This is a genomic window from Microbulbifer agarilyticus S89 (assembly GCF_000220505.1).
Lineage (GTDB): Bacteria > Pseudomonadota > Gammaproteobacteria > Pseudomonadales > Cellvibrionaceae > Microbulbifer > Microbulbifer agarilyticus_B.
In genome coordinates this window covers 27275-50238 of the sequence record NZ_AFPJ01000009.1, presented here as the reverse complement: position 1 = coordinate 50238, position 22964 = coordinate 27275, and the positions used below count along the sequence as shown (strand labels likewise).

Below are 22964 nucleotides of genomic sequence, written 5' to 3'. Positions count from 1 at the left end.
AACGAGTATGAGACAAGCTCTATTGAGAAAACGCCTCGCCGCGGTGCTAGTGGTGTGCATATCCACCTTCGCGCTGTTCGTCATGGCATCGGAAAACGAGTCCCACGGTGGTGAAGAGCGTCACGGCAATGAACATGGAGAGTCTGGAGAGCACGGTGAGCACGAAGAAGTGACCGGGCCCAACGGTGGTCGACTGCTGGAAGACGGCGACCGCACCGTAGAACTCATGATTTTCGAAAACGGCGTGGAGCCGCAGTTTCGCGCATGGATAACAGACAAAGGCAAACCGGTTACCAAATCCGGCGAGGCCAGTCTGACGGTGGAGTTAACGCGTTTAGACGGCGAGGTCGATCGATTTAAATTCTCACCCAATGGCGACTATTGGATCAGCGAAGGAACGGTTGAGGAACCCCATTCTTTTGAGGTAAAAGTATCAATGTTTCGTCGTGGGGAGCGCGCTGAGTGGGAGTACGACTCTCATGAGGGACGGGTAGAAATTACCCCCGCAATGGCGGAAAAAGCTGGAATCAGGGTTGCAAAAGCCCGCTCTGGAACAATTCGCCAGACGATCACTGTCTACGGCAAGACCATGGCTGACCCCACCCAGGTCAGCCGCATCCGCGCGCGCTTTGCCGGGCCGGTCACCGGTGTTTCCGTCAATATCGGTGATCGGGTAAAAGCGGGGCAGACCATCGGGGAAATCGAGTCTAATGAAAGCCTGCAACGATACCCGCTGAAGGCACCGTTTGATAGCGTCGTGATCAGTAAGAATGCCAGTATCGGCGATTACGCCAGTGATCAGGTTTTGTTTACCCTCGCCAATTACGATCAGCTGTGGGCTGATCTTCAGGTATTTCCCGCGCAGAGTAATGCGGTTGCTCCGAAGCAGCAGGTTTCGCTGGCAGCGGATAGCCGTCTGAAGGAGTCTGCGATCGACAGTCTGGTATCCAGTGATTCGGCGCAACCGTTTGTGATTGCACGTGTGCCCGTCGACAATCGCGATGGACGCTGGAACCCGGGACTGCTGGTTGAGGGTAAGGTAACCGTGGACGAAGTAGAGGTGCCGCTGGCTGTTGATAACCGCGGTTTACAACCCTTCCGGGATTGGACGGTAGTCTTTGTCAACGTCGGCGATGCGTACGAGATTCGCCCATTGGAGCTGGGGCGCAGCGACGGGCGTTTTACCGAAGTGCTCAGTGGGCTGAAGTCAGGCGACCGCTACGTGGTTGAAAACAGCTATCTGATCAAGGCCGACATCGAAAAAGCCGGCGCGTCGCACGAACATTAATTGAGAGGCCTTTATGATTGAATCGATATTGCGCTTCTCGATCGAGCGGCGTTACCTGGTGCTGTCCCTGATATTGCTGGTGATCGGCCTGGGCGTTTGGAGCTACCAGAAGCTGCCGATCGACGCGGTGCCGGACATCACCAACGTGCAGGTACAGATCAACACCAATGCGCCGGGCTATTCCCCGCTGGAGTCCGAACAGCGCATTACCTTCCCGGTGGAGACGGCCCTCGCGGGTCTGCCGCGGCTGGAGTACACCCGCTCGCTGTCGCGCTACGGGCTGTCCCAGGTCACGGTGGTGTTCGAGGAGGGCACCGACCTCTACTTCGCCCGTAACCTGATCAACGCGCGCCTCGGCGCCATCAAGAGCGCGCTGCCGCCGGGGCTGGAGCCGGAAATGGGGCCCATCGCCACCGGCCTCGGCGAAATCTTTATGTACACGGTGGAGGCGTTGCCGGGCGCGACCCAAGCCAATGGCCAACCCTACGACGCAACAGCCCTGCGTGAAATCCAGGATTGGATCATCAAACCACAATTGTCGCTGGTACCCGGCGTGGTCGAGGTGAATACCATCGGCGGCTTCGACAAGCAGTATCACGTCACCCCCGATCCGCGCAAAATGCTCAGCTTCGGCCTCTCGCTGGAGGACGTCGGCGAGGCCCTGCGCCGCAACAACGAGAACCGGGGTGCCGGCTATATCGAGGGCAACGGCCGACAGCTGCTGGTGCGTTCGCCTGGGCAATTGAAGAACATTGCCGATATCGAGAATGTCGTGGTGGCCAACCGCGGTGGCACGCCGGTGAAAATTTCCGACGTCGCCGAAGTGGCTATTGGTAAAGAGCTGCGCACCGGCGCCGCTACTCGAGACGGGAAAGAAACCGTTCTCGGCACTGCGATGATGCTTGTCGGGGAAAATTCCCGGCAGGTCGCTCGCGACGTGGCACTAGCGTTGGAGAAAGTAAAAGCTTCAGTACCCGACGGTATCAAGCTGGAGGCCGTCTACGACCGCACCACCCTGGTGGACAAGGCCATACATACAGTGCAGAAGAATCTGGTGGAGGGCGCGCTGCTGGTGATTGTGGTGCTGTTCCTTCTGCTAGGCAATTTTCGTGCGGCGTTGATTACAGCTGCAGTCATTCCACTGTCTATGCTCGCCACCATTTCGGGCATGGTAAAAACCGGTGTTTCCGCGAACCTGATGAGTCTTGGTGCGTTGGACTTTGGTCTGATTGTTGACGGGGCCGTGATTATCGTGGAAAACGCGATTCGCCGCCTGGCCGAGGCACAGCATCGCAATGGTGGAAAGCTCGAGCTCAAACAACGCCTAGAGCTTGTATTTCACGCGACCAATGAAGTAATTCGCCCGAGCCTATTCGGGGTGCTGATCATCACTGTAGTCTATATTCCACTATTCACTCTCACCGGCGTGGAAGGCAAGATGTTCCACCCGATGGCAGCCACGGTGGTAATGGCTTTACTGTCTGCGTTGGTCTTTTCAATCACGGTGGTACCCGCGGCAGTTGCGGTGTTCCTGACGGGAAAAATCAGCGAGAAAGAGAACCGGGCGATCGTCGCGCTGAAATCCCTTTATCGCCCCCTGTTGTTGGCGGCGCTGAAGATCCGCTGGCTGGTGCTTTCAGGTGCCTTTCTGCTGGTATTGTTCTGTGGATGGCTGGCGACCACTCTCGGGTCGGAATTCATTCCTCAGCTCAACGAGGGTGATATAGCGCTGCATGCCATGCGCATCCCAGGCACTGGTCTTGAGCAGGCCGTGGAAATGCAGGAATTACTGGAGCAGCGCATCAAGGAATTTCCGCAGGTGGATAAAGTCTTTGCAAAAACCGGTACGCCGGAGGTGGCCACCGACCCCATGCCGCCCAACGTCACCGACAACTTCGTGATGCTGAAGCCCCGGGCCGAATGGCCGGACCCGGGCCAGACGCACGCGGAGCTGGTGGAAGAGATCGAGGCTGCGGTCTGGAAGCTGCCCGGCAACAACTACGAGTTCACCCAGCCGATCCAGATGCGCTTCAACGAACTCATTTCGGGTGTCCGGGCGGATCTGGGGATCAAGGTGTTCGGGGATGACCTGGACCAGCTGGTGCTTTCCGCCAATGAAATCCTGGCCGCTATCAGCCGTATCGACGGCGCCGCCGATGCGCGCATCGAACAGATCGAGGGCCTGCCGGTGCTGTCGGTCGAGCCCAAGCGCATTGCGCTGGCGCGCTACGGGCTGGATCTGCAGACGCTGCAGGACATGGTGTCCGCCGCCATCGGTGGCGAATCTGCGGGCTTGATTTTCGAGGGTGACCGACGGTTTGAGCTGGTAGTACGCCTGCCGGAAAAGGTTCGCCGAGATGTGGACGGCTTGGCAGAACTTCCAGTGCCACTTCCGGATGGGGGTTACGTGCCGCTGGAGGAAATCGCCAGTCTGCAAATGAAACCGGAACCGAATCAGATCAGCCGTGAAAGTGGCAAGCGTCGGGTGGTGGTAACGGCTAACGTACGGGATCGCGACCTGGGCTCCTTTGTCGAAGAAGCGCGTACTCGAATTGCCAATGACGTTCAGCTCCCAGCGGGCTATTGGCTGGATTATGGCGGTACCTTTGAGCAGTTGGAATCGGCTAGTCAACGGCTGTCATTGGTGGTTCCGCTGACCCTGGCTATCATCCTTGGGTTACTCGTTATTGCATTCGGGTCCGTGAAGGATGCGCTGATTATCTTTACCGGTGTTCCTCTGGCACTGACCGGTGGTGTGCTGGCCCTTTGGATTAGGGATATGCCCCTGTCCATTTCTGCCGGAGTGGGTTTTATTGCGCTTTCCGGCGTGGCAGTCCTGAACGGCCTGGTGATGCTGTCATTTATCCGCGAACTTTGGCGGGAGCGTGGTGAACTGCTGACCTCCATCATTGACGGCGCCATGATACGCCTGCGTCCGGTGCTGATGACCGCACTGGTAGCGAGTCTCGGCTTCGTGCCCATGGCACTCAATACCGGTACTGGCGCGGAGGTTCAGCGGCCACTGGCTACTGTCGTGATCGGAGGGATTATTTCTTCGACCTTGCTGACGCTGCTCGTGTTGCCATTGCTATACAGGATTGCCCACGGTAGAGACGAGCGCTAAAACGAAAGCCAATACGCGCTGGCGTAAAGCTGGCGCGACTTGAGAATCGGGAGGGAAGATGCACAAGCATGACGGCGAGTCCAGCTCACGACGTATAGGTCTCGCCTTTTTTCTGAATGTCGGATTTACAGTCATCGAGTTTATCGGTGGCTTACTCACCAACAGCACCGCGATCATGGCGGATGCTGTTCACGATCTGGGTGATAGCCTTTCTATCGGCACTGCCTGGCTGTTGAACCGCTGGAGTGGCAAGTCTTCTGATAGCGAATTTACCTACGGTTACCGGCGTCTATCGCTATTCGGTGCCTTCTTCAATGGGGTGGTGCTGCTTGCCGGTTCTATTTGGGTGTTGGGAAAAGCCATTCCCCGTCTTGCAGATCCAGAAATGCCGGTCACCGAGGGGATGATTCTATTGGCCGTTTTCGGTGTGGCAGTGAACGGATTCGCTGCTTACCGGCTCAGTGAAGGCACTAGCCTGAACGAAAAGGTGTTGAACTGGCATCTGCTGGAAGATGTACTGGGCTGGGTGGCGGTATTGATCGTCGCTGTGACATAGCAATTTGTTGAATGGCCGATTCTAGATCCATTGCTGTCGATAGGGTTTACGCTGTTTATCCTCTTCAATGTTGGCAGGAATCTATGGGTTACCGCAAAGCTCTTTTTTCAGGGTGTTCCTGATCGAGGCATGAGGGAAGAGATTAACCAAAAGCTAAAGGACATTGATGGTATTAGCGAGGTACACCACCTGCACTTATGGTCACTGGATGGGGAGCACCATGTACTCACTGCCCATGTTGTACTGGACCCGGAAACACACATCGACAACCACCAGGCACTCAAAGATAGGATAAGTGAACGACTGGCCAGCTACGAACTGGAACATACAACAATCGAGTTTGAACTCAGTGAAGAGCGGTGTCGCGACGGCAGCCGGTGAAAGGGTGATTCACCCATTTTTTGGCAAGGCCGTGTGCACTGGCTCTGTCTTTAGGGAGGGTAGATTACTCTATGCGCGAAAAACTGGAACAGCGCCAAGTCTGGATTTACCTCGTTGTCATCCTTGCCGGAATGTTCATTGGCTGGAGGTCTCCAGAGTTGACGGAGACCTGGGAATTATGGCTATGGCCAGTCCTGGGCGTCCTGTTGTATACCACCTTTACCCAGGTACCATTGATCCATTTGGCTTCGGCGTTCCGCGATCGCCGCTTTCTGACGGCGTTACTGGTGGGCAACTTTATTCTGGTGCCGCTGGTTGTCAGCGTACTGCTACTTTTGCTACGGGGTTATGATCCCGCCGTTCGCCTCGGTGTGGTTATGGTGCTGCTGGTACCCTGTACGGATTGGTTTATCAGCTTTACTCATCTCGGCCGGGGTGACAGCGCCCGGGCAATTGCCGCGGCCCCCGTGCTATTGATCGCGCAGCTCGCACTGCTTCCAGTTTATATCTGGCTATTTATGGGCAACCTGGCGATAGAGCTGGCCGTCAGTAGTCATCTGCTGCCGGCTTTTTTTGGATTGATTGTTGTACCTCTAATTCTGGCTTGGTTAACTGAACGATGGGCGGAACAGCGATCTCTAGCACGGACGTTTGTCGATCGGCTGGGCTGGTTGCCGGTACCATTGCTGGCGCTGGTGGTATTTCTCATCGCCGGCTCCCAAGTTCGCCTCGTACTCGAAAATGGCGCCTTGCTGTGGCCAGTACTTGTGGTATTTGTCGTATATCTAGTGGCGGCAGCGTTCTCCGGCAAGTTGCTCTACCGTCTATTCAAATTGACTCCCGCCGCCGGCCGGACCCTCACGTTCAGCCTCGGTACTCGAAACTCTTTTGTAATGTTACCTCTGGCTCTATCGTTACCAGATGCCTGGCGCGCGGCTGTTGTTGTTATTGTATTCCAATCACTGGTTGAGTTATTCGGAATGCTGGCCTATTTGCGCTGGGTACCTCAACGTATGATTCCAGAATATGGTTCACAGCACTCGGTGGCAGACATGAAGCATTGATATCAACTGCCCTATTTTCAATTGATGGCGAGCGGGGTGAGTGGGAATTCTGAGGATGGTGAATTTTACTCTTTGCCTTTAATGTCTTTATTGCCCAACGTGAGTTGGGGAAGGAGTTTACGCAATTATGGCTGGTAATAAGTCGATGACCATTGGCCAGCTGGCGCAGGCTGCTGGGGTAAACGTGGAAACTGTGCGCTATTACGAGCGTCGAGGGTTGATCATTCAGCCCACCAAACCTGAACAGGGCCATAGAATTTACTCCGGTGATACCTTGGAGCGGCTGATGTTTATCAAGCGTGCGCAAGAGCTGGGCTTCACTCTGCAGGAGATTGATAGTCTGTTAGCTCTGGATGGTGGGCAGTGTTCAGAGGTGCAGGCTCTCGCGGAGGAAAAGCTCATTGCGATACAGGCCAAGATCATCGACCTGAAACGACTTGAAGGCGTTCTCGACAGGCTCGTTCGTAGTTGCAGGCGCAACCGTGACAGTGCTCCTTGCCCCATTGTCGAGGCGCTACAGCCAGATACTTGACACCGTACTGTGGTACGGCTTCTAAGCTCCCGGTATAAGTTTCCCAGGAAGAGAAACCGTGCCCAATAACAACCCCAAAATTCCCCTTATCGGCGGCATCGTCGCGGCCATTGGCGCAGGGCTTTGTTGCGCTGGTCCCTTCGTGTTGCTCACTCTGGGCATCAGCGGTGCCTGGATCGGTAATCTGACGCTCCTGGAACCCTACCGTCCACTATTCATTCTGGCAGTGCTGGCACTATTCGGCTGGGCGGGCTGGAAGGTTTTCGGGCCCTGCGCGGAGGGCGCCGCCTGCGCACGCCCCGAGGTGCGCAGGCGGCGCCAGCTTATCTTTGTACTGGCTGCGCTGACAGCAGCGTTGCTGGTGACCAGCAATTACTGGATCCCCTGGTTGGTCTGAATATATATCTTGTGTCGACTTTAAGGAGAAACCCCATGAAAAATACTCTAATCGCTCTGTGTTTGATCGGTGTCAGTCTGTCTGCAGAAGCGGAAACGCACACTGTGACATTGGATCTACCCACCATGAATTGTGCCATGTGTCCGATCACCGTTAAAAAGGCGCTGGACAAGGTGGAGGGCGTGAGTCAGTCGGAGGTGCACTACGACGATAAGCGTGCGGTGGTGATCTTTGACGATGACTTGACCAGTGTTGATGCGCTTGTCGAGGCCACTACTAACGCAGGTTTCCCGTCCACCACCATAGAGTAGTGGGAAGAGGGGAACACTTAGGACACCTTATCGACGGTGTATCCCTAGCACAGCATCCCTGCAATGCCCGACTGAAAAAGTGAAAGACATCCCATGCAATCAGTTTCCATCGCAATAATCGGCAGTGGTTCCGCCGCCTTCGCTTGTGCCATTAAAGCCGTCGATCGGGGTGCTCAAGTTACCCTGGTGGAGGACGCCAAAGTCATTGGCGGCACCTGCGTCAATGTCGGTTGTGTGCCCTCAAAAATACTGATCCGCGCAGCCCAACTGGCCGAGCAGCAGCGGCGTCCTCCATTTACGGGCATTCAAAGCCATGAGCCACAAATAGATCGTGCGCTGCTGATCCGCCAGCAATCAGACAGGGTGGAAGAGTTGCGTCAAGCCAAGTACCAAAACATTCTCGATGAGAACCCGAACATAACACTGCTGCGCGGCCGTGCGAGATTCTGCGATGCCCGCACACTATCCGTGCGAAGCTCGGACGGCACTGAGCAAACGTTGCGCGCGGATAAATTTTTGATCGCCTCTGGGGCCCAACCGACGTTGCCGTCAATCAATGGCCTGGCGGAAACGCCATATTGGACTTCTGATGATGCGGTGTTTGCCGAAGATGCGCCGCAACACCTACTCGTGATCGGAGCGTCAGTGGTAGCTGTAGAGCTGGCCCAGGCCTATCGCCGCCTGGGTTCAGAGGTGACGGTACTGGCGAGGCACACACTGTTGCGAAACGAAGACCCTCTTCTGGGAGAAGAGCTCACGCGTGTGTTTGAGGGAGAGGGTATTCGCGTGCTGGAACAGACTGAGGCCAGCCGCGTTACTCACAAAGAGGGTGAGTTTATACTCGAAACCAACAGTGGCGAAATTCATGGCGACCGATTGCTAGTAGCTACGGGCCGAAACCCGAACACCAGCGGGTTGAATCTTGATGGTATTGGTGTCGAGATCGGGCCCGGTGGTGTCGTACGTGTGAATGACGCTTTGCGCACTTCAATACCGCATATTTTTGCCGCCGGCGACTGCAGTGATATGCCTCAGTTTGTCTACGTAGCCGCGGCGGCAGGCACTCGCGCGGCTATAAACATGACCGGCGGCAACGCTCGGCTAGATACCTCAACCATGCCGGCTGTTATTTTCACCGATCCTCAAGTTGCCACTGTAGGCATGTCTGAGCAAGACGCCCGTTTATGCGGTATCGAAACAGACAGCCGTGTGTTGACATTGGAAAATGTACCGCGGGCGCTGGCCAACTTTGATACCCGCGGCTTTATCAAATTGGTGGTTGAAGCGGGTGGCCAGCGGCTGCTGGGCGTCCAGATCTTAGCCCATGAAGGTGGGGAGGTGATCCAGTCTGCGGCCTTGGCGCTACGCAATCGCATGACAGTAGAGCAGCTCGCAGACCAGTTATTTCCCTACCTGACGATGGCAGAGGGGTTGAAGCTTTGCGCGCAGACGTTCGCTGGTGATGTGAAGCGCTTGTCCTGCTGTGCTGGCTGATTATTGTCTTGGGCGTCGATCAGAAACCTTCTTCGCACCTGACAATTCAAAGTGGGTGGATACCGTTGTTTTTAAGCAACTCAACCTGACAAAACGAATATACGGAACCCTCCCGAAAATCAAGGGCTGGGAAAATGTCAGGCATTTTGTCACTAACGTGTATTTTTTTTGGGAACACCGCTATCATGCGGGCGCCCGTCGAGTGATTTTGCATTTTGCTTAGGTGAGAGCTTTTGATTCGCTACAGGTTTCGGTACAGCATGCCGTACAGCGGGAACTCTAGCGCTGGGTGGGTCCGCGGCGAACTGTATTGCACAGGCCAAAAAAAGGGCGCCGTAGCGCCCAATTCAATCTGCCGAACTAAACGTATCAGAAGGAAAATTTATATCCCACTGACAAATTGAACATCCATGGATCATAGATGTAGTCGCCGGAGTAGGACTCAAAGATCGGTTCTAGGTCCGGGGGTGGCGGTACGTCGTCGAAAACCTGTAGCCGCATATCGGTGTCGGCTCGCGTATACACCGCGGCAACGTTTACTAGCCAGGCACTATCGCGCCCGAAGTTGAAATCCATACCGGCTTGCCACGTATAGCCCCAAGAGGAACCTAAGCCGAAGTTGCCACGTAGACCAACGTCGGCTAAGTCCCGCCGTACGGCACGGCTAAGGCGGGTTGAACCGAACTCGGTGTAGCTAATGCCACCACCGATGTAGGGCTGAACCAGGCACGTCTCATCAAGTGGGTAATACTTGAGGCTTAGGGTACTGATATCGGCATCAAAATTTGTGACATTGCGGTATTCCACATCATCGAAGCCGAGTGTGAAATAGCTGTCAGCATGGCTGCTTGAGTGGCTGTCGCCATCCATATAGGCGAGCTCGATACCCCAATGCTCATGCGGTTTCCATTCGAAGTTGATCAACCAACCCCACTCGGAACCAGGGTCCACATTAGCACGGAAGGCATCGGAAAACTCGAGCGTTTCATCGACGAAGCTAACTGTGTCATCACCCGGGGAAATATAGTATCCGCCCGCACGGACAATAAAATCCTGTGGTCCAGTCAGGCCGAGTGGGCCCGCCGAGGCGACGCCACTCAATCCCAATGTCAGCGGCGCCAGAATAGGCAAAAATTTCAACATCCTTTTCACTTGAGGTAACTCCTTGTATACCTGTTGAGTAAAAAGTGTAATACGGGACTATTTAACTTATGGGAAATACGACCAACTTAGGTGCCAAAATCGTATCCGGGTAGAAGTGTTTGCGTTAAATACTTTTACGCTCACAAACAATTGGTGGGTTTGGGGAGCCCGGCGATCTTGCTGCCTATTTTGGCTGGGCTCGGCGGGAAGAGTTGCATTAGGAAAATACTACGGCCTTTTTCCTGACCCAGGTGTTGCCCGACATACTTCACCAGAGGGCGCATCGCCGGAGACAGTTCGAACTCCCGATAGAAATCGCGCAGTAACGTAATCACGTCCCAGTGGTCCTGCGTGAGTTCGATGTTTTCCCGGGTCGCGAGCGCGGCGGCCACTTGCGGGTTCCAATCGTTCAGGTCGCGCAGAAAGCCTTCTTTGTCGAGCGCGATCTCGCGCCCTTCGATTACCAGATTGTCCATCAACAACTTACCTGAACCAGCTAACGATGGGTGTGTGCGCTACGCACAAATCTACCCACGCGGTTTCATCGATGCCTGTTACGGCTTGAGCCAGTGTTACACCGCGTGCCTGCGCATCGGCCGCCAATGCAAAGACTTGACCCTGTGGCAGCTTATGCTCAGCGGGAGAGGCCGCGGCATAGACGGCGTCTTCGATCAGCAGTAGTGCGTCTCCTTCAACAAAGGAACCTAAGCAATCCTGTAGGGCGCTACCCCCCAAAGGGGATTGGTTAATGATGTGAAGGGTCATGTTAAAAGCTCAGTACCTGATCAAAGCCGCGAATAAAGGGGCCGGTGTCGGCCAGCAAAACAATCTCCGCCCCAGCAAGCTGCAGCGTGTCGGCAGCAATTCCCCGTGCATCAGCGCTTTTCCTGCATACATGGATGTGCTCTATGCCAAACATCGGCAAGGCCTGCAGATTCCGTCGCAGGCTCTTCTCATTAATCGCCACCGGGTCTTGTTCCAGCAGCTGGTACACGCCATCACCGCTGAATAGCACGGATGGAACCTGGTCCATGGCGGCGCAGGCCAGAATTGCCTCGAGCCCTTCGCGCGCGAGCGCATTGCCGTAGGGTGCGTGTCGGCACAGGGCAAGGATGGATTTTGCCATGGTGTTAGCCTCCAAAGCTGATCAGACGGTCGCTGACAGCCGCCGCTTCGGCCAGTTGCCCGAGACCGGCGAGGGTAAAACCATCGGCAAGGTTGGCGCTCGGCTTCTCCAGACGATTCGCTTCGGACTCGCTCAGTAGCCCGCGGCGTTGGGCTGCCGCTATACACACGGTGAGATCGAGCGCGTGGCTCTGTTGCAGGGACTGCCACTGTCCGAGCAAATCCTGCTCATCTTGCGGAGGCGCGGCGAGGGCACTGCCGTTGTGCACGCCATCGGCATAGAAAAACACCCGATAGATACTGTGGCCAGTGGCAAGGGCCGCCCGTGCGAAGCGGAGTGCGGTAGCGGCACCTTCTGAGCTATGGGGTGCGCCGTAAACCACAAGGGTAAATTGCATGGGCGTGTGTACCTGGTGCGTGAGTGTGATGCCCGAATTCAGGCAGAGAGCTAAGCAAAGGGTGGCATACCGACAAAAAAATGCCCCGCGAAGCGGGGCATTTGTTGAACCGAGGGTTGAACCGGGTCAACGCGCTGATTAGTCGTCGGAAGCGAAGCCGAAGATGTGCAGCAGGCTGGTGAACAGGTTCAGGATGCTCAGGTACAGAGAGGTGGTTGCCATGATGTAGTTGGTCTCACCACCATTCACGATACGGCTGGTGTCGTACAGGATAAAGCCGGAGAACAGCAGGGCGATAACACCGCTCAGTACTACGCTCGCCAGCGGCATGTATACGCCGAAGAAGCTCGCGATCATCATGCCCACGGCACAAACCAGTACCGCAATCAGACCGACGAACAGGAAGCCGCCCATAAAGCTGAAGTCTTTGCGGGTGGTCAGAACGTAGGCAGACAGCGCGAAGAAGATCAGCGCGGTAGTACCGAGCGCCTGCATGATCACCTGGCCACTGCCAGCAGACACGTAGTAGTTAAGGATCGGCCCCAGGGAAGCACCGAGCAGACCGGTGAAGGCGAAGACCACACCGATGCCGGTGCTTGAGTTCGCGGTGCGCGGCAGTACAAACCAGATCAGGCCCAGAGCGACGATGGAGCAGATGATGCCCGTACCGCGCCCCATGCCAATTGCCATGGAAACGCCAGCCGTGACTGCACTGAATAGAACAGTCATAGCCAGTAGTGCGTAGGTATTGCGCAGAACTTTGGCGGACTCCAAGCGGTCGACCGCTCGGGACTGTGTATAAACTTCGGGCTGCATTAGCGTCTCCTGCTATTGAATAGATAATCTGATGTGATCATATAACCAGTGCTTTTGACCTTCAAGTAGTCGTGAGGTTCGCTGAAAACGGGAATCTTGAGGAAATTTAGCGCGCAATGTCAGCCTCTCGGAAATGCCGTTGCTGGACAAGATCTGGCCACATAAAGCGAGATTTATGGGCGAATGTGGGCTTTTTCAATGGGCTGAGTGGGTCTGTGGCTGACTGGGGCCGCCTAGGCATTGGGCGGAGGCGGCGGTTTGACTGGCACCTTGATGTCGACGATCAGGGGCAGGTGGTCGGATGCGAGGCGGGTTAGCTCGCTGCGGGGTACATGAATGTCACTGACCCGCAGCCCCGGCTCGACAAACACGTAGTCAATGCGCGCCTTTGGTAAGCGACTAAAAAATGTGCCCTTGGGTTTATGACCGGACAGTATCAGTTGTGCGTCATCCAGTACCCCAGTCAGTTTCTTGATTTCTGCGGCGCCGGGCAGGGCGTTGAAGTCGCCAACCAGTATTCGGGGTTTGTCGCGACACGCTGCATTGCCAAGCCAGTCTTCGCCCAGCAGGGCATCCACCTGACGTTGCCGTTCACCTTTGGACAGCCCGAGGTGCGTGTTGAACATCTGTATCGGTGTGCCGTGGAAGTCGATCTCCATCCACAGTGCACCGCGCGGCTCCGCACTGTTGCGGAAGCGTGAGTTTTCCGGCGGTCCTGGCAGGATTCCTTTTTTGATCAGGCGCACGGGAAGATGGGTCATGATCGCATCCCCGTAGCGCTCGTCTTCGAGGTGCATCGCTGGCTGAAAATGAAAGTCCATGGATAGCAGTTTGGCGATTTGTCGTGCCTGGTCGACGTCGCCGGTGCGCTTGCGGCGCACGTCCACTTCCTGCAGGGCAACAATATCCGGTGAGTAACGCGCAATAACCCGTGCCACGCGCTCCGGCGAGAGCTTACCGTCCATGCCCTTACAGATATGGACGTTGTAGGTCATCACGCGCAGGGCATGCGGTTTGGAAGGCTTAGCTGAGGTATTAGCTGTTGTGCTAGCTGCCGTATCCGGGTGCGCTATGGCAGTGGCTTTGACATCCGCAACGGGCGCGCTTTCCGCGGTGGATGGCTGCACATCGGCGGCCGTGGTGACCGCAGGCGGAGACTTGAGATTTTGCGCTGGTTGCGCCCGCAGGAATTTCAGCGCGGCATTGCGGATATCACGGGGTCGCCAATGACCACGCCCGTTCTCCGGAAAATGGATGTCACCGGGCATCAGCGCAAACGCGTGGGTTTCGTTGGGGCCGGCACCGCCATGGCTACCGGACTCGATGGCAAAAGTGATGCTCGGTAGGCCCGCGCAATAGCCACTCACCACGAAGTCACCGGCATCCGGGTGACGGCACAGGTTTGCCAGGTCCTCGATGGCCTCGTCGAGAAATGGATGATCGGCACCGAGAACCTTTGCGCCATCCTCCGGGAGCGTCAAGGCCCCGTGTCGCCACCAGCCTCGAATCTTGGTGACCTCGTTACCCTCGGCGTCGATTTCCGTGGATTCCTTGTCTTCGTAGAGGATCATCGGCGCGTCGGTTTTCTCGACGATGATGCGTGCGATCTCGGCAGGCGGCGTATGGGTACAGTGGATGTTATACAGAAGCGCCAGTGGGCCCATGGCAGACAGGGCCATGGGTGCGTCGCCTTCCTGCTGGTCTTCGGTGACCTTTACTGGAAACAGCTTTTGTACCCACTGGCCACCGAAGAGGCGGACACGTTGCAGCTGTATGCCTTGATTGGAGCTGGAACGGTAACCACTGGGGCTTTCCGGCAGTTCCGAGAGCGCATCGCTTACCGCATCGGCGAAGCTGCGGCCATGCAAGGTCTCATACGGCGTACTGTCCTCCTGGCCATGGTCGGAGTAGATCCAGACATCATAGTGGCGACGGGAAGAGCGGTGCGCTGCACGCCAGATCCGGGCAATCGCATCGTCGATTCCCTTCAGCGTCCAATGGGCAAACGCGGAGCTTGGACCACGCCGGTGCGCCTGTTCGTCGTAACCGAGCAAGTTAATGTAGATGACCGGTAAACCGCGTGCGATATCGATCTTTACCCCCACGGTAGACAGCTCGCGCATCAGTATCGTGATGGCGATACGCGTTGGTATAAACATCAACTCGCGCAAAAAGTCCTGGCCGCTTGTCAGTCCGCGAAAGAAATCCACCACGGATAAGAAAAACTCGAGAAAAAGCAGGCCGGCGGTACGGATAAGGCTCCAAAGATTCACCAGTAGCATCAGGATCAGCGCCTTGGGGCCGGCCTCCTTCAGCGAAGGCCCCCAGCCCTGAGAGGCAGGGCAGAAGTGTGCCTCGTCATGCTCGGCCCCCGCACGAAATACACTGACATAGCAGCTACCGTGCTGCAGTAACGGTTCGTTACCGGATTCTGTCAGGCTGCCCTCGACCTTGGTTGCCGCATTGGATTCATACATCCGCAGCATTTCCTGGGAGTCTGTCGACATAAACCCGAACGCGGGCACTGCGCATTTAACCCCATAAAATATTTCTGCCTGTACCGCCGGTGTGGTCGCCGGCACGCCGGAGTACATATGGTCGAGGTGGTAGTGTTCGTTTTTGATCAGTTTGTTCAGGAAGGGCATCTTGCCCTCGGCTAATGCGCGATCCAGCTGCAGGCGTGCCAGTCCGTCGATCTGAATAAGTACCAGCGCAGGCGCTTCAGGCTCACGCTCGTTGATTTGCAGCTTGAGCGTACGTGCCAGCCACTCACTGCGGCTGACGCGGCGGCGCCAGTTGCGGAGACGAGTGGCGATGCGGGTTAACATACGCTGGGTTCCCTAATCGTTGGCCTGTTGAGGTTTGCCTTTGCCAGCATTTTCCAGTGCCGCAGTGGCAGCACCGGTCACGCCTTCGAGTATTTCCCACTGTGCGCCAATGGTGTTGCGCAATCGCATCCATTGGGCGTAGAGCGAGTCGTCCAATGGCCAGTGCTGATGGACCAGAGACTGATAATGGGAGAGGGCGGCGCGGGCACAGTTTTCCATGGAAAAGCGTTCGGCGGTTTCTAACGCGGCCTCTCTTAGCTTGTCGCGCTCAGAGGGCTCCAGGTCGAATACCCATTGTAATCCCGCAAGCAGTTCTCGCTGGCAGTGCTGCAGGATCAACCGCCCGTTAAACCGATCGTCCACCACCTCACGCACACCGCTTGCGTCCAGCGCCACCACCGGAGTGCCTGCGGCCATGGCCTCGGTCAGCACCATGCCCTGGGTTTCGCTGGTCGAGGTAAAACCAAACACGTCCATCGCACTGTAGGCGTCACGCTGCGCATCACCCTGCAGGATTCCGGTCAGGTGCAGACGATCCGACAGGCCTTGTTCCGCGAAAATTTCCGCGACACGTGTTTTTAGTGGGCCGCTACCGACCACCATAAAATGGCTGTTTGCGTTGCGGTGCATGAATTCCGCTACCGTTTCCGACAGGAATTCGAGATTTTTTTCTTCCGCAAGCCTGCCCAAATGACCGATTACGAACGCGTCCTGCGGGATCTGATATTGAGCTCGCGCCCTGGCACCGTCACCGTCGCGATAGTCCTCTAACTGTACCCCGGTGGGGACAACCCCTACGGGTGATTTCACGCCGCGCGCGCGCAGTAGCTCGGCAACACTCTCACTGGGTGCGAACACCATGCTGGCGAGGTTGCTATAGCGTGTGGCCAACTCGATGACGAAACGTTTCAGTGCCTCGGAATCCGCAGGCACATAGTGGGTGTAGCGTTCATACAGCGTATGGTGGGTGAAAACCAACGGGAGCTCACGGCCACGCGCGATGCGCAGTGCTGTCATACCCAGCAAAAAAGGGTGGTGAGAATGTACGAGATCCGGCTCGAAGAAATCCAGCCGTTCGCTGAGCTCACCGGAGAGTGGCAGCGCTACTGAGAAATCGCTGCCATTGAAATTCTGAATCGCGGGGATGCGCACCACGTCCATTTCATTTTCGATCTTTTCCGGGAAATCTGGCGCGACCACCAGAACCTTGTGGCCTTGCCGGCGATATTCCCGGCAAAACGCGGCAACCGACCGCGCAACACCACCAACATGAGGCAGGTAGGTGTTGGTGAGCATAACGATATTCACAGTGGCTTGAGCTCCACGTTTTCTGCGTCGGGATCCACAACCACTGGGTGGTAGCCAAAGGCCCGGACTTCTATTGTTGGCGGGATGTCATGCCAGTTCCCGGTCCAGGCAACCCGTGGGTGTTGCCCCGGCGTAATCTCGAGCGAGATGGTACCAAAATGGGTGGGCGCGGGGCCAAACAGAATAGGACGCTTGGCTTCCGTATCATTTAGCCATTCTGGTGGTAATCCGGATGCCAGAATCAGCTTGTCGCCCTCTTCGCGCACAAAACAATTGCGCTGCATGGTGACCCATTCTGCGGCCGCCCATGCGTGTTGCCCGTCACCCATACAACCGCCGAAAGAGTGGGGATGAATGGCTTCCGGCCACTGGCCGGTGGGTGAGGCAAGCTTTGCCGTATTCCGCATAAGCTCAATACAGCGCGGGTCACCGGCACGCAACAATACCTGAGCCACATGAATTGTCAGGTAGGCATTGATTCCCGAATGGATCATGTCCTGGAAAAATCCGCCGGAGACAAAACATTTCTCCAGTAGGAAGTCCACGAGGTCGAGCAGGCGAGGGTCTTCAGGGGCGTACAGCTTGAGCGGGTAACCCGCAGCGATGGAACCGATGGCCCCAGCATCCAGCCGCCGCTTTGGCGACGCCGGCATTGCCGGGCGTTTGAGCCGTTCTGCACAACCTTGCAAGGCTTCGTCGACGGTTAACATGAAATCATCGGCGTGGCTTTGAAAGGTCTCCGCGTCTTGGGTATTTCCCTCGCGCTGGCAGATCGCGACCGCTGCCTGCTGGCCAGCGATTCCCCAAAAATCATCCCAAAAGTAACAGTCGTTTGGTCCCAAATGTTCCGCGCTAAACCCGGCAGGTAACAAACCGCCAGTGAGGCTGCCATCTTTCGGCAGGCGCTTGTTGTTGATCCAGTGTGCGCCACGTAGCACGGGGTCAAGCCATTCGGGCTTCAGCTTTTGCCCGGTCATACGGCAGTATTGATCGATAATCCACAGCGCTTCGCCATTTGAGTCCCACTCGCCATCCTGGGAATGAAAATACCCGTTGCGTTTTTGCCGCGTCGGAAACCGCTCCAGCGCCTTTGCAGCCCGGTCGAGCAAACCGGCATGCAACAGCGATTGGATCATAAAGGCCGCATCACGGAACCAGAATCGTTTGTAGGTATACGGCCCCGGATACACGTCGTGGGGCGAATGGAGAATCAGCGTACGTATTGCAGCATCGTACATAAACTGCATTTCTTCATCGGGCACGCTCATCGCACAGTGCTTGTCGAGATTTGCCCGCCAACCCGGCGGCGCATTGCGGCGGTTCAGCGGGCAGTGCTGCGGGATGGTGACAAGCGTATCGAGGGTTTGGCCTGGCTCAATCCGAAACAGCGCAGCCGCCGTGGCCATGCCCACATCGCACTCCGCATGTGTCTCATTGGTATCGTCGCGCAAGTACAGGGATATATCCCCTTTTTTGTAATCCGATGCGTGATGCCTATCCATGGGCCTGTCGAACAGAATGCGATCTTTGCCGTCCACCAGCCACTGATCGCGGTTGCCTTGCAGCGATATTTTATTGATAAACGCCACGCCTTCCGGATTGCACGGTCTCAGGGAGACCACAAGCCAGCCACCACTGCTGTGGCTGGCCTTCAGGCGCATATGGCAGTTGTTGTTGTGATCGTCGAGTTCCGCCCAGACACGGCTGAGCAAACTGCATTCTTCGGTACCCGACTGGGTTGCCACGGCGACACCGTCGAGTAGCCGCAGGCGCTGAGTCACATCATCCCGTTGCGATGGGTACAGGTTTTCCCCGTCATCACCGATGATCCAGGCATCGATCGACCAACTGTCGTAGTGCGGGGTCAATAGGCCCCTGGGGTCGACGATGGGCATCTCTTCGCTCCCGGGTACGCCGACGGCTGTCCAGTTACGGTGGCTGAGATTACAGTGGGTAATCGAGAATGCACGGGGGATAAAGGAGATATCTGCGGGGTCGAACTGACGTTCGATCCAGTAGGGCCACACCCAATCCAGGTTGTGCTGGATCACCTTGCTATTCATCAGTGCCCGGGCATGAAAAATTACGCCAGCCCGCAGTAACTCGATAGGCTCGCTAACTTCCGACGGTTCGGCAAAACGCTGCATGCGCGCCATGACCGCCAGAGGGTCGAGGAAGCCGTGGGACGTCGCAAACTTGCGCACGAAGAACCGCCAGGGTAGCCATTTCATCCAGGGCATTCGTGTCCACCTCCGTTCGTCGCTAGATTCAGGTATCACCGCGCATTTTGCTGTGGCGCCACGCACACGATGTTCATTGCTTCAACGGCGCAAGGGCGCGTTTCGCCATCCGGGTCAGGCCGACCAGGGCCACAATCGCCAGGATGAAACCCATTGCGTACAGTGCCCATTCAACGGGCGTTCTTTCCACTTCGCTGCTTCCGAGCGTCGTTAGGTCGGAAGCAATCGAGCCTACATAAACGTTGGTGAGGGTAAGTGGAATGATGCCCAGGAAGTTGCCCAGCAGAAAGTCCTTGAAGCGCACGGGCGTGAGCCCAAAGAAATAGTTGGATAGTTTGAATGGGAACAGTGGCACCAGTCGCGTATACATGATCATGCGCCAGCCTTCATCGCGTATGACATCACCAATATTGGATGGCTTGACCTTGGACATCACCCACTCGGACGGCCGCTTGCCAAAAAGGTAGCGTGCAATCAAAAACGCAATACCCGCACCCAGCACTGTGCCAGCAACAACCAGCACTGTGCCTTTTATTACTCCGAATACGAATCCAGCACCCATGGTAAAAATCACCCCAGGCGCCAGGCAGATAATGGCCGCTGCCATAATCAGGATGAACAACAGGCTGGCCTGCCAGCCCTGATCCTCAAGCCACTGCAAGATTTCGAGAATCTGTTCGTCGAGGTCGAAGTAGTAAATTATTCCCAGACCAATACACACACCGGCGACACAAGCCGCCAGGAAGAGCGCTGAGGCGTGCTTCCCCTTCATATCTTCATCCCGTGAGGAGCGCGCCCCGAAAAGGCGCGGCTTTCTCTTAGCCTAGTCGAATTTTGCGCACATTTTGCCTGCAGGCCGGATGTCGGAGAGACGGAGTGTTCCTAAAGCATGGTCCGAGAGGCGGTCGTTCTAAACTTTGGGCTTTCGTACGGCGATAAACGGATAGAGTGACGGATTTTGATGACAGTTGCAGAGCTGCAGTACCTACTTGGCATGGCGGGAACCGTCGCGTTTGCGGCGACCGCCGTTGCGGCTGTGGCACCAAAGCGCATCGATTTATTTGGCGCACTCGTAATGGGGGTAATTACCGCCATTGGAGGGGGGACCATTCGAGATCTGATCCTGGATGTGCCGGTCTTCTGGTCCCAGGACCTGAACTACATATGGGTGGCGCTGGCAGCGAGCTTGGTGGCATTCATTGCCAATAAGCAAATGACCGGTCGACAAGTCTACCGGGCCATGTTGTATCTCGATGCTGCGGGAGTCGCCTTGTTCGCGGTGCAGGCGGCCCAGAAAACCATGGACTTGTCGTTTGCCCAGCCGCTGGGCCCAGTTCTTCTTGGTGTTATTACGGCGATTGGCGGGGGGTTGCTGCGGGATGTACTCGCCGGTAATGACACCCTGCTTATGCGCAAAGAACTGTACGCGGTACCAGTCACCCTGGGTTGCGTCACGTATGTCTCCTTGCATGCGATATTTCCCACTGCCGGACTTACCGTAGGTGCCTTCAGTATGTTGCTGATCTTCTGCCTGCGCGGCGCCGCCATTCACTGGCACTTGTACGTACCAGATTTCCTGCTCACTCGACCAATCGGTAGCAAGGAGTCTCAAAAGTAGCGTGGGCCGGGCGCTCACGCTTACCCTGCGCCAAACCTCGGTTTGGACGACTCTGCCCACGACAATATTCTTATCAGGCCGAACTACGCCCGTAGCGAGGGAGGTGGTGGTGGACAATTTTCTCTCGAATTGATTGTGGGGTGAGGCCTTATGTGTTCGACAATTCTCTGGACCCAAAAAGGACAGCCAGTCATTGTGGGTCGTAATATGGACTGGACCGAACAGATGGGAACAAAGTTGTATGTTTTCCCGCGCGGGGCAGAGCGTGAGGGTTTGACCGACGGTAACACTTTGCAGTGGACTTCCCGGTACGGGAGCATCGGTGCCGTCATCTGGGACTGTGCCACGGCAGACGGGCTCAACGAAGCGGGCCTCTCGGTGCGGCTACTGTACCTGGCGGAGGCGGAGTATGGAGCGCGCGAAGAGGACCTGCCAGGGCTCTCTATTTCTGAGTGGGTTCAGTATTACCTCGATTGTTTTGCCACCGTTGATGAAGTCGTAGCAGCCACGCGTGCAATGCAGATACGCCCAGTGGAGATTGTGCACCGCGGAGATCATGTCGATTCTCCCATGCATATGTGCGTGTCAGACGCATCGGGGGATTCGGCGATCATCGAGATTCTGCACGGCAAACCGGTGATTCATCACGGCGCCCAGTATCGCGTGATGACGAATTCCCCGGTTTACGATGAGCAGTTGGTGCTGATGAAACAGTATCAGGGCCTTGGCGGCAAAAAAACACTGCCCGGTAGCGCAGAGGCGGAGGATCGATTTGCGCGTGGTGCCTATTATCTGAACACCCTACCCGAACAACCAGCTTCCTATCAGGAGGCAGTGGCCGGTGTTTTGAGTGTCATGCGCAACATGGCAACCCCCCTGGGGTATGTCGATCCTGTGCAACCGAATGTTTCTCCAACACAATGGCAATCCGTCAGTGATCTAACCAACAAGCGTTACTACTTTGAGTTCTCACGCTTGCCGAATGTCGTGTGGATTGACATGGAAAAGCTCGACCTGTCGGAAGGGGCACCGGTTCTGATGTTTGACCTTGCGTCAGATCTGGAGGCGGCCGGGGAGGTCTCTGGCAAGTTCACACCCGCAGAGTCGGTAACCTTCCAAGAAGCCGGAACGGTGGTGGAGTGGAAGGCCGCGGCTTAGGAAACACTCTTACGAGCTCACCTTCGATATTTGAACATCGTTGTGTGGTTTTAGCTGGGAGCTTCTCGCCTGACAATTAGCCAAAATTTGACAAGGACGAGGCGGAGAGTTCCCAAGTATACAATTGTTGATGCAGGTGCATTATCGGCGTGAACTATAGGTTGATCACAACCTTGCCGATGGCTTTGCCACTGGTTAAATGGTCGTGAGCTTTGCCAGCCTCTTGCAGCGTGAAGGTATTTTCATCTACCACAGGGCGCAAGCTGCCATCGTCCACTAGCTTGGCGAGCTCCTGCAGAATCACTCCGTGCTCTTCACGTTTGTGATCGTGCAGCATTGGGATCAACATAAACACAACATGCAACGACAGCCCTTTAAAGTGCATGGGAGTGAGGTCCAGCTCCACCATCGACACAGTGGTCGCTACCTGTGCATTGAGCGCGGCCGCTTCGAAGGAATTTGTGAGGTTAGCTCCACCCACGGAGTCGAACACCACATCAAAGCCGATACCATCCGTGTGTTTCGCCACATAGGCTTCCACCGACTCGTCCACGTAGTTGATTCCCGTAACGCCGAGCTCCTCGATGAGCGCCAATTGCTTGGTGCCGCCACCAGTGGAGTACACATCCGCACCAAACGCCTTGGCGATTTGTAGCGCGACATGCCCAACACCGCCAGAGCGACCGTGCACCAGTACTTTCTGACCTTGAGATACGCCAGCGCGGGTTAAACCTTCGTAGGCGGTTATGCCGACCAGCGGCAGGGCGGCTGCCTCATGCATGGAAGCGGATTTTGGTTTCAGTGCGATTAGCCTGGCATCTGCAACCATGTACTTGGCGAGTGCGCCGGGAATGTCTGCAAGCCCACCGGCGCATCCATAGACTTCATCGCCGATGGCAAAGGCGTCCACACCTTCACCAACCGCTTCTACGGTTCCAGCAAAATCCATCCCTAGGATGGCGGGCAGGTCGGGGGATAGCGGCAGTTCCTTGCCCATCTGCCGGATCATAGTATCGACGGTGTTGACACTGGTCGCGGCGATTTTGACCAAAACTTGCCCCGGCCCCGCGCTGGGCGTGGCAATTTCGGCAAGCTCAAATACATCGCTCGCGCCGTAAGAATTAATAATCATTGCTTTCATGTCGGGCTCCTGAATCGTCCATGAGTCGGTAATTGGGTGTGT

The 22964-nt window shown here is 56.1% G+C and carries 22 protein-coding genes; 11 read left to right on the top strand and 11 right to left on the bottom strand.

Annotation, left to right across the window (positions count from 1 at the left end; translation table 11 throughout):
• Window positions 1-7: 7 nt before the first annotated feature.
• From AS89_RS0102770 to merA, 9 genes are all read left to right on the top strand, one after another.
• Complete coding sequence (locus AS89_RS0102770) at window positions 8-1288, top strand: efflux RND transporter periplasmic adaptor subunit (protein WP_081475655.1); 1281 nt, start codon at window positions 8-10, stop codon at window positions 1286-1288.
• Window positions 1289-1301: 13 nt separating this feature from the next.
• Entirely contained in the window at window positions 1302-4412 is a 3111-nt protein-coding gene (locus AS89_RS0102765; RefSeq protein WP_010130790.1) for an efflux RND transporter permease subunit, read from the top strand.
• Between the two features lie 58 nt (window positions 4413-4470).
• On the top strand, window positions 4471-4968 hold the full coding sequence (locus AS89_RS19110) for a cation diffusion facilitator family transporter (RefSeq protein ID WP_441295531.1): 498 nt from the start codon (window positions 4471-4473) through the stop codon (window positions 4966-4968).
• A gap of 129 nt (window positions 4969-5097) precedes the next feature.
• Complete coding sequence (locus AS89_RS19105; protein WP_441295530.1) at window positions 5098-5349, top strand: cation transporter dimerization domain-containing protein; 252 nt, start codon at window positions 5098-5100, stop codon at window positions 5347-5349.
• Window positions 5350-5420: 71 nt separating this feature from the next.
• The gene (locus AS89_RS0102755; protein WP_010130788.1) at window positions 5421-6413 is read left to right on the top strand and encodes an arsenic resistance protein; all 993 of its coding nucleotides are present in this window, start codon (window positions 5421-5423) and stop codon (window positions 6411-6413) included.
• 127 nt (window positions 6414-6540) lie between these two features.
• Complete coding sequence (gene merR / locus AS89_RS0102750; RefSeq protein WP_010130787.1) at window positions 6541-6945, top strand: Hg(II)-responsive transcriptional regulator; 405 nt, start codon at window positions 6541-6543, stop codon at window positions 6943-6945.
• Window positions 6946-7003: 58 nt separating this feature from the next.
• Window positions 7004-7342, top strand: coding sequence for a mercuric transporter MerT family protein (locus AS89_RS0102745; protein ID WP_010130786.1), 339 nt, complete (start codon window positions 7004-7006; stop codon window positions 7340-7342).
• A 35-nt stretch (window positions 7343-7377) separates the two neighbouring features.
• The gene (gene merP / locus AS89_RS18910; RefSeq protein ID WP_010130785.1) at window positions 7378-7653 is read left to right on the top strand and encodes a mercury resistance system periplasmic binding protein MerP; all 276 of its coding nucleotides are present in this window, start codon (window positions 7378-7380) and stop codon (window positions 7651-7653) included.
• Window positions 7654-7746: 93 nt separating this feature from the next.
• Entirely contained in the window at window positions 7747-9147 is a 1401-nt protein-coding gene (merA, locus tag AS89_RS16750) for a mercury(II) reductase (RefSeq protein ID WP_010130784.1), read from the top strand.
• Between the two features lie 369 nt (window positions 9148-9516).
• On the opposite strand, the gene AS89_RS0102730 is transcribed toward merA, so the two are convergent.
• The 10 genes from AS89_RS0102730 to AS89_RS0102685 form a co-directional block, all read right to left on the bottom strand.
• Window positions 9517-10290: an OmpW/AlkL family protein gene (locus AS89_RS0102730; RefSeq protein WP_010130783.1), complete on the bottom strand. Its 774-nt coding sequence runs from the start codon at window positions 10288-10290 to the stop codon at window positions 9517-9519.
• 140 nt (window positions 10291-10430) lie between these two features.
• Window positions 10431-10766 (bottom strand): TusE/DsrC/DsvC family sulfur relay protein, encoded by a 336-nt coding sequence (locus tag AS89_RS0102725; protein WP_010130782.1) that lies wholly within the window; start codon window positions 10764-10766, stop codon window positions 10431-10433.
• A gap of 7 nt (window positions 10767-10773) precedes the next feature.
• A complete protein-coding gene (tusB, locus tag AS89_RS0102720) occupies window positions 10774-11055 on the bottom strand; it encodes a sulfurtransferase complex subunit TusB (RefSeq protein ID WP_010130780.1) in 282 nt (93 codons plus the stop codon).
• 1 nt (window position 11056) lies between these two features.
• Window positions 11057-11416, bottom strand: a complete 360-nt coding sequence (gene tusC, locus AS89_RS0102715) for a sulfurtransferase complex subunit TusC (protein ID WP_010130778.1) — start codon at window positions 11414-11416, stop codon at window positions 11057-11059.
• Window positions 11417-11420: 4 nt separating this feature from the next.
• On the bottom strand, window positions 11421-11813 hold the full coding sequence (gene tusD, locus AS89_RS0102710) for a sulfurtransferase complex subunit TusD (RefSeq protein WP_010130777.1): 393 nt from the start codon (window positions 11811-11813) through the stop codon (window positions 11421-11423).
• Window positions 11814-11951: 138 nt separating this feature from the next.
• A complete protein-coding gene (locus tag AS89_RS0102705) occupies window positions 11952-12629 on the bottom strand; it encodes a Bax inhibitor-1/YccA family protein (RefSeq protein WP_010130776.1) in 678 nt (225 codons plus the stop codon).
• A gap of 233 nt (window positions 12630-12862) precedes the next feature.
• A complete protein-coding gene (locus AS89_RS0102700; protein ID WP_010130775.1) occupies window positions 12863-15457 on the bottom strand; it encodes an endonuclease/exonuclease/phosphatase family protein in 2595 nt (864 codons plus the stop codon).
• Window positions 15458-15469: 12 nt separating this feature from the next.
• A complete protein-coding gene (locus AS89_RS0102695) occupies window positions 15470-16765 on the bottom strand; it encodes a glycosyltransferase (protein ID WP_010130774.1) in 1296 nt (431 codons plus the stop codon).
• Window positions 16762-19005: a hypothetical protein gene (locus AS89_RS0102690; protein ID WP_010130773.1), complete on the bottom strand. Its 2244-nt coding sequence runs from the start codon at window positions 19003-19005 to the stop codon at window positions 16762-16764. The genes AS89_RS0102695 and AS89_RS0102690 overlap by 4 nt, the downstream gene beginning before the upstream one ends.
• Window positions 19006-19078: 73 nt before the next feature.
• Entirely contained in the window at window positions 19079-19777 is a 699-nt protein-coding gene (locus AS89_RS0102685; RefSeq protein ID WP_010130772.1) for a TVP38/TMEM64 family protein, read from the bottom strand.
• 189 nt (window positions 19778-19966) lie between these two features.
• Here AS89_RS0102685 and AS89_RS0102680 point away from each other — a divergent pair, with 189 nt between their 5' ends.
• Together AS89_RS0102680 and AS89_RS16745 are read left to right on the top strand one after the other, a co-directional pair.
• Window positions 19967-20623, top strand: coding sequence for a trimeric intracellular cation channel family protein (locus tag AS89_RS0102680; RefSeq protein ID WP_010130770.1), 657 nt, complete (start codon window positions 19967-19969; stop codon window positions 20621-20623).
• Between the two features lie 150 nt (window positions 20624-20773).
• Window positions 20774-21781, top strand: coding sequence for a linear amide C-N hydrolase (locus AS89_RS16745; RefSeq protein ID WP_081475654.1), 1008 nt, complete (start codon window positions 20774-20776; stop codon window positions 21779-21781).
• Between the two features lie 154 nt (window positions 21782-21935).
• On the opposite strand, the gene AS89_RS0102670 is transcribed toward AS89_RS16745, so the two are convergent.
• Window positions 21936-22922 (bottom strand): zinc-dependent alcohol dehydrogenase family protein, encoded by a 987-nt coding sequence (locus AS89_RS0102670; RefSeq protein WP_010130766.1) that lies wholly within the window; start codon window positions 22920-22922, stop codon window positions 21936-21938.
• Window positions 22923-22964: the final 42 nt, after the last annotated feature.

What these genes read in the sequence shown, in the direction of transcription:
- AS89_RS0102700 (WP_010130775.1), bottom strand. Translation starts at nt 15,457, where the DNA reads ATGTTAACCCGCATCGCCACTCGTCTCCGCAACTGGCGCCGCCGCGTC.
- AS89_RS0102680 (WP_010130770.1), top strand. Translation starts at nt 19,967, where the DNA reads ATGACAGTTGCAGAGCTGCAGTACCTACTTGGCATGGCGGGAACCGTC.
- AS89_RS0102730 (WP_010130783.1), bottom strand. Translation starts at nt 10,290, where the DNA reads ATGTTGAAATTTTTGCCTATTCTGGCGCCGCTGACATTGGGATTGAGT.
- tusC (WP_010130778.1), bottom strand. Translation starts at nt 11,416, where the DNA reads ATGGCAAAATCCATCCTTGCCCTGTGCCGACACGCACCCTACGGCAAT.
- AS89_RS0102770 (WP_081475655.1), top strand. Translation starts at nt 8, where the DNA reads ATGAGACAAGCTCTATTGAGAAAACGCCTCGCCGCGGTGCTAGTGGTG.
- merP (WP_010130785.1), top strand. Translation starts at nt 7,378, where the DNA reads ATGAAAAATACTCTAATCGCTCTGTGTTTGATCGGTGTCAGTCTGTCT.
- AS89_RS0102755 (WP_010130788.1), top strand. Translation starts at nt 5,421, where the DNA reads ATGCGCGAAAAACTGGAACAGCGCCAAGTCTGGATTTACCTCGTTGTC.
- merA (WP_010130784.1), top strand. Translation starts at nt 7,747, where the DNA reads ATGCAATCAGTTTCCATCGCAATAATCGGCAGTGGTTCCGCCGCCTTC.
- AS89_RS0102725 (WP_010130782.1), bottom strand. Translation starts at nt 10,766, where the DNA reads ATGGACAATCTGGTAATCGAAGGGCGCGAGATCGCGCTCGACAAAGAA.
- tusB (WP_010130780.1), bottom strand. Translation starts at nt 11,055, where the DNA reads ATGACCCTTCACATCATTAACCAATCCCCTTTGGGGGGTAGCGCCCTA.
- merR (WP_010130787.1), top strand. Translation starts at nt 6,541, where the DNA reads ATGGCTGGTAATAAGTCGATGACCATTGGCCAGCTGGCGCAGGCTGCT.
- AS89_RS19105 (WP_441295530.1), top strand. Translation starts at nt 5,098, where the DNA reads ATGAGGGAAGAGATTAACCAAAAGCTAAAGGACATTGATGGTATTAGC.
- AS89_RS19110 (WP_441295531.1), top strand. Translation starts at nt 4,471, where the DNA reads ATGCACAAGCATGACGGCGAGTCCAGCTCACGACGTATAGGTCTCGCC.
- AS89_RS0102690 (WP_010130773.1), bottom strand. Translation starts at nt 19,005, where the DNA reads ATGCCCTGGATGAAATGGCTACCCTGGCGGTTCTTCGTGCGCAAGTTT.
- AS89_RS0102670 (WP_010130766.1), bottom strand. Translation starts at nt 22,922, where the DNA reads ATGAAAGCAATGATTATTAATTCTTACGGCGCGAGCGATGTATTTGAG.
- tusD (WP_010130777.1), bottom strand. Translation starts at nt 11,813, where the DNA reads ATGCAATTTACCCTTGTGGTTTACGGCGCACCCCATAGCTCAGAAGGT.
- AS89_RS0102685 (WP_010130772.1), bottom strand. Translation starts at nt 19,777, where the DNA reads ATGAAGGGGAAGCACGCCTCAGCGCTCTTCCTGGCGGCTTGTGTCGCC.
- AS89_RS16745 (WP_081475654.1), top strand. Translation starts at nt 20,774, where the DNA reads ATGTGTTCGACAATTCTCTGGACCCAAAAAGGACAGCCAGTCATTGTG.
- AS89_RS0102765 (WP_010130790.1), top strand. Translation starts at nt 1,302, where the DNA reads ATGATTGAATCGATATTGCGCTTCTCGATCGAGCGGCGTTACCTGGTG.
- AS89_RS0102705 (WP_010130776.1), bottom strand. Translation starts at nt 12,629, where the DNA reads ATGCAGCCCGAAGTTTATACACAGTCCCGAGCGGTCGACCGCTTGGAG.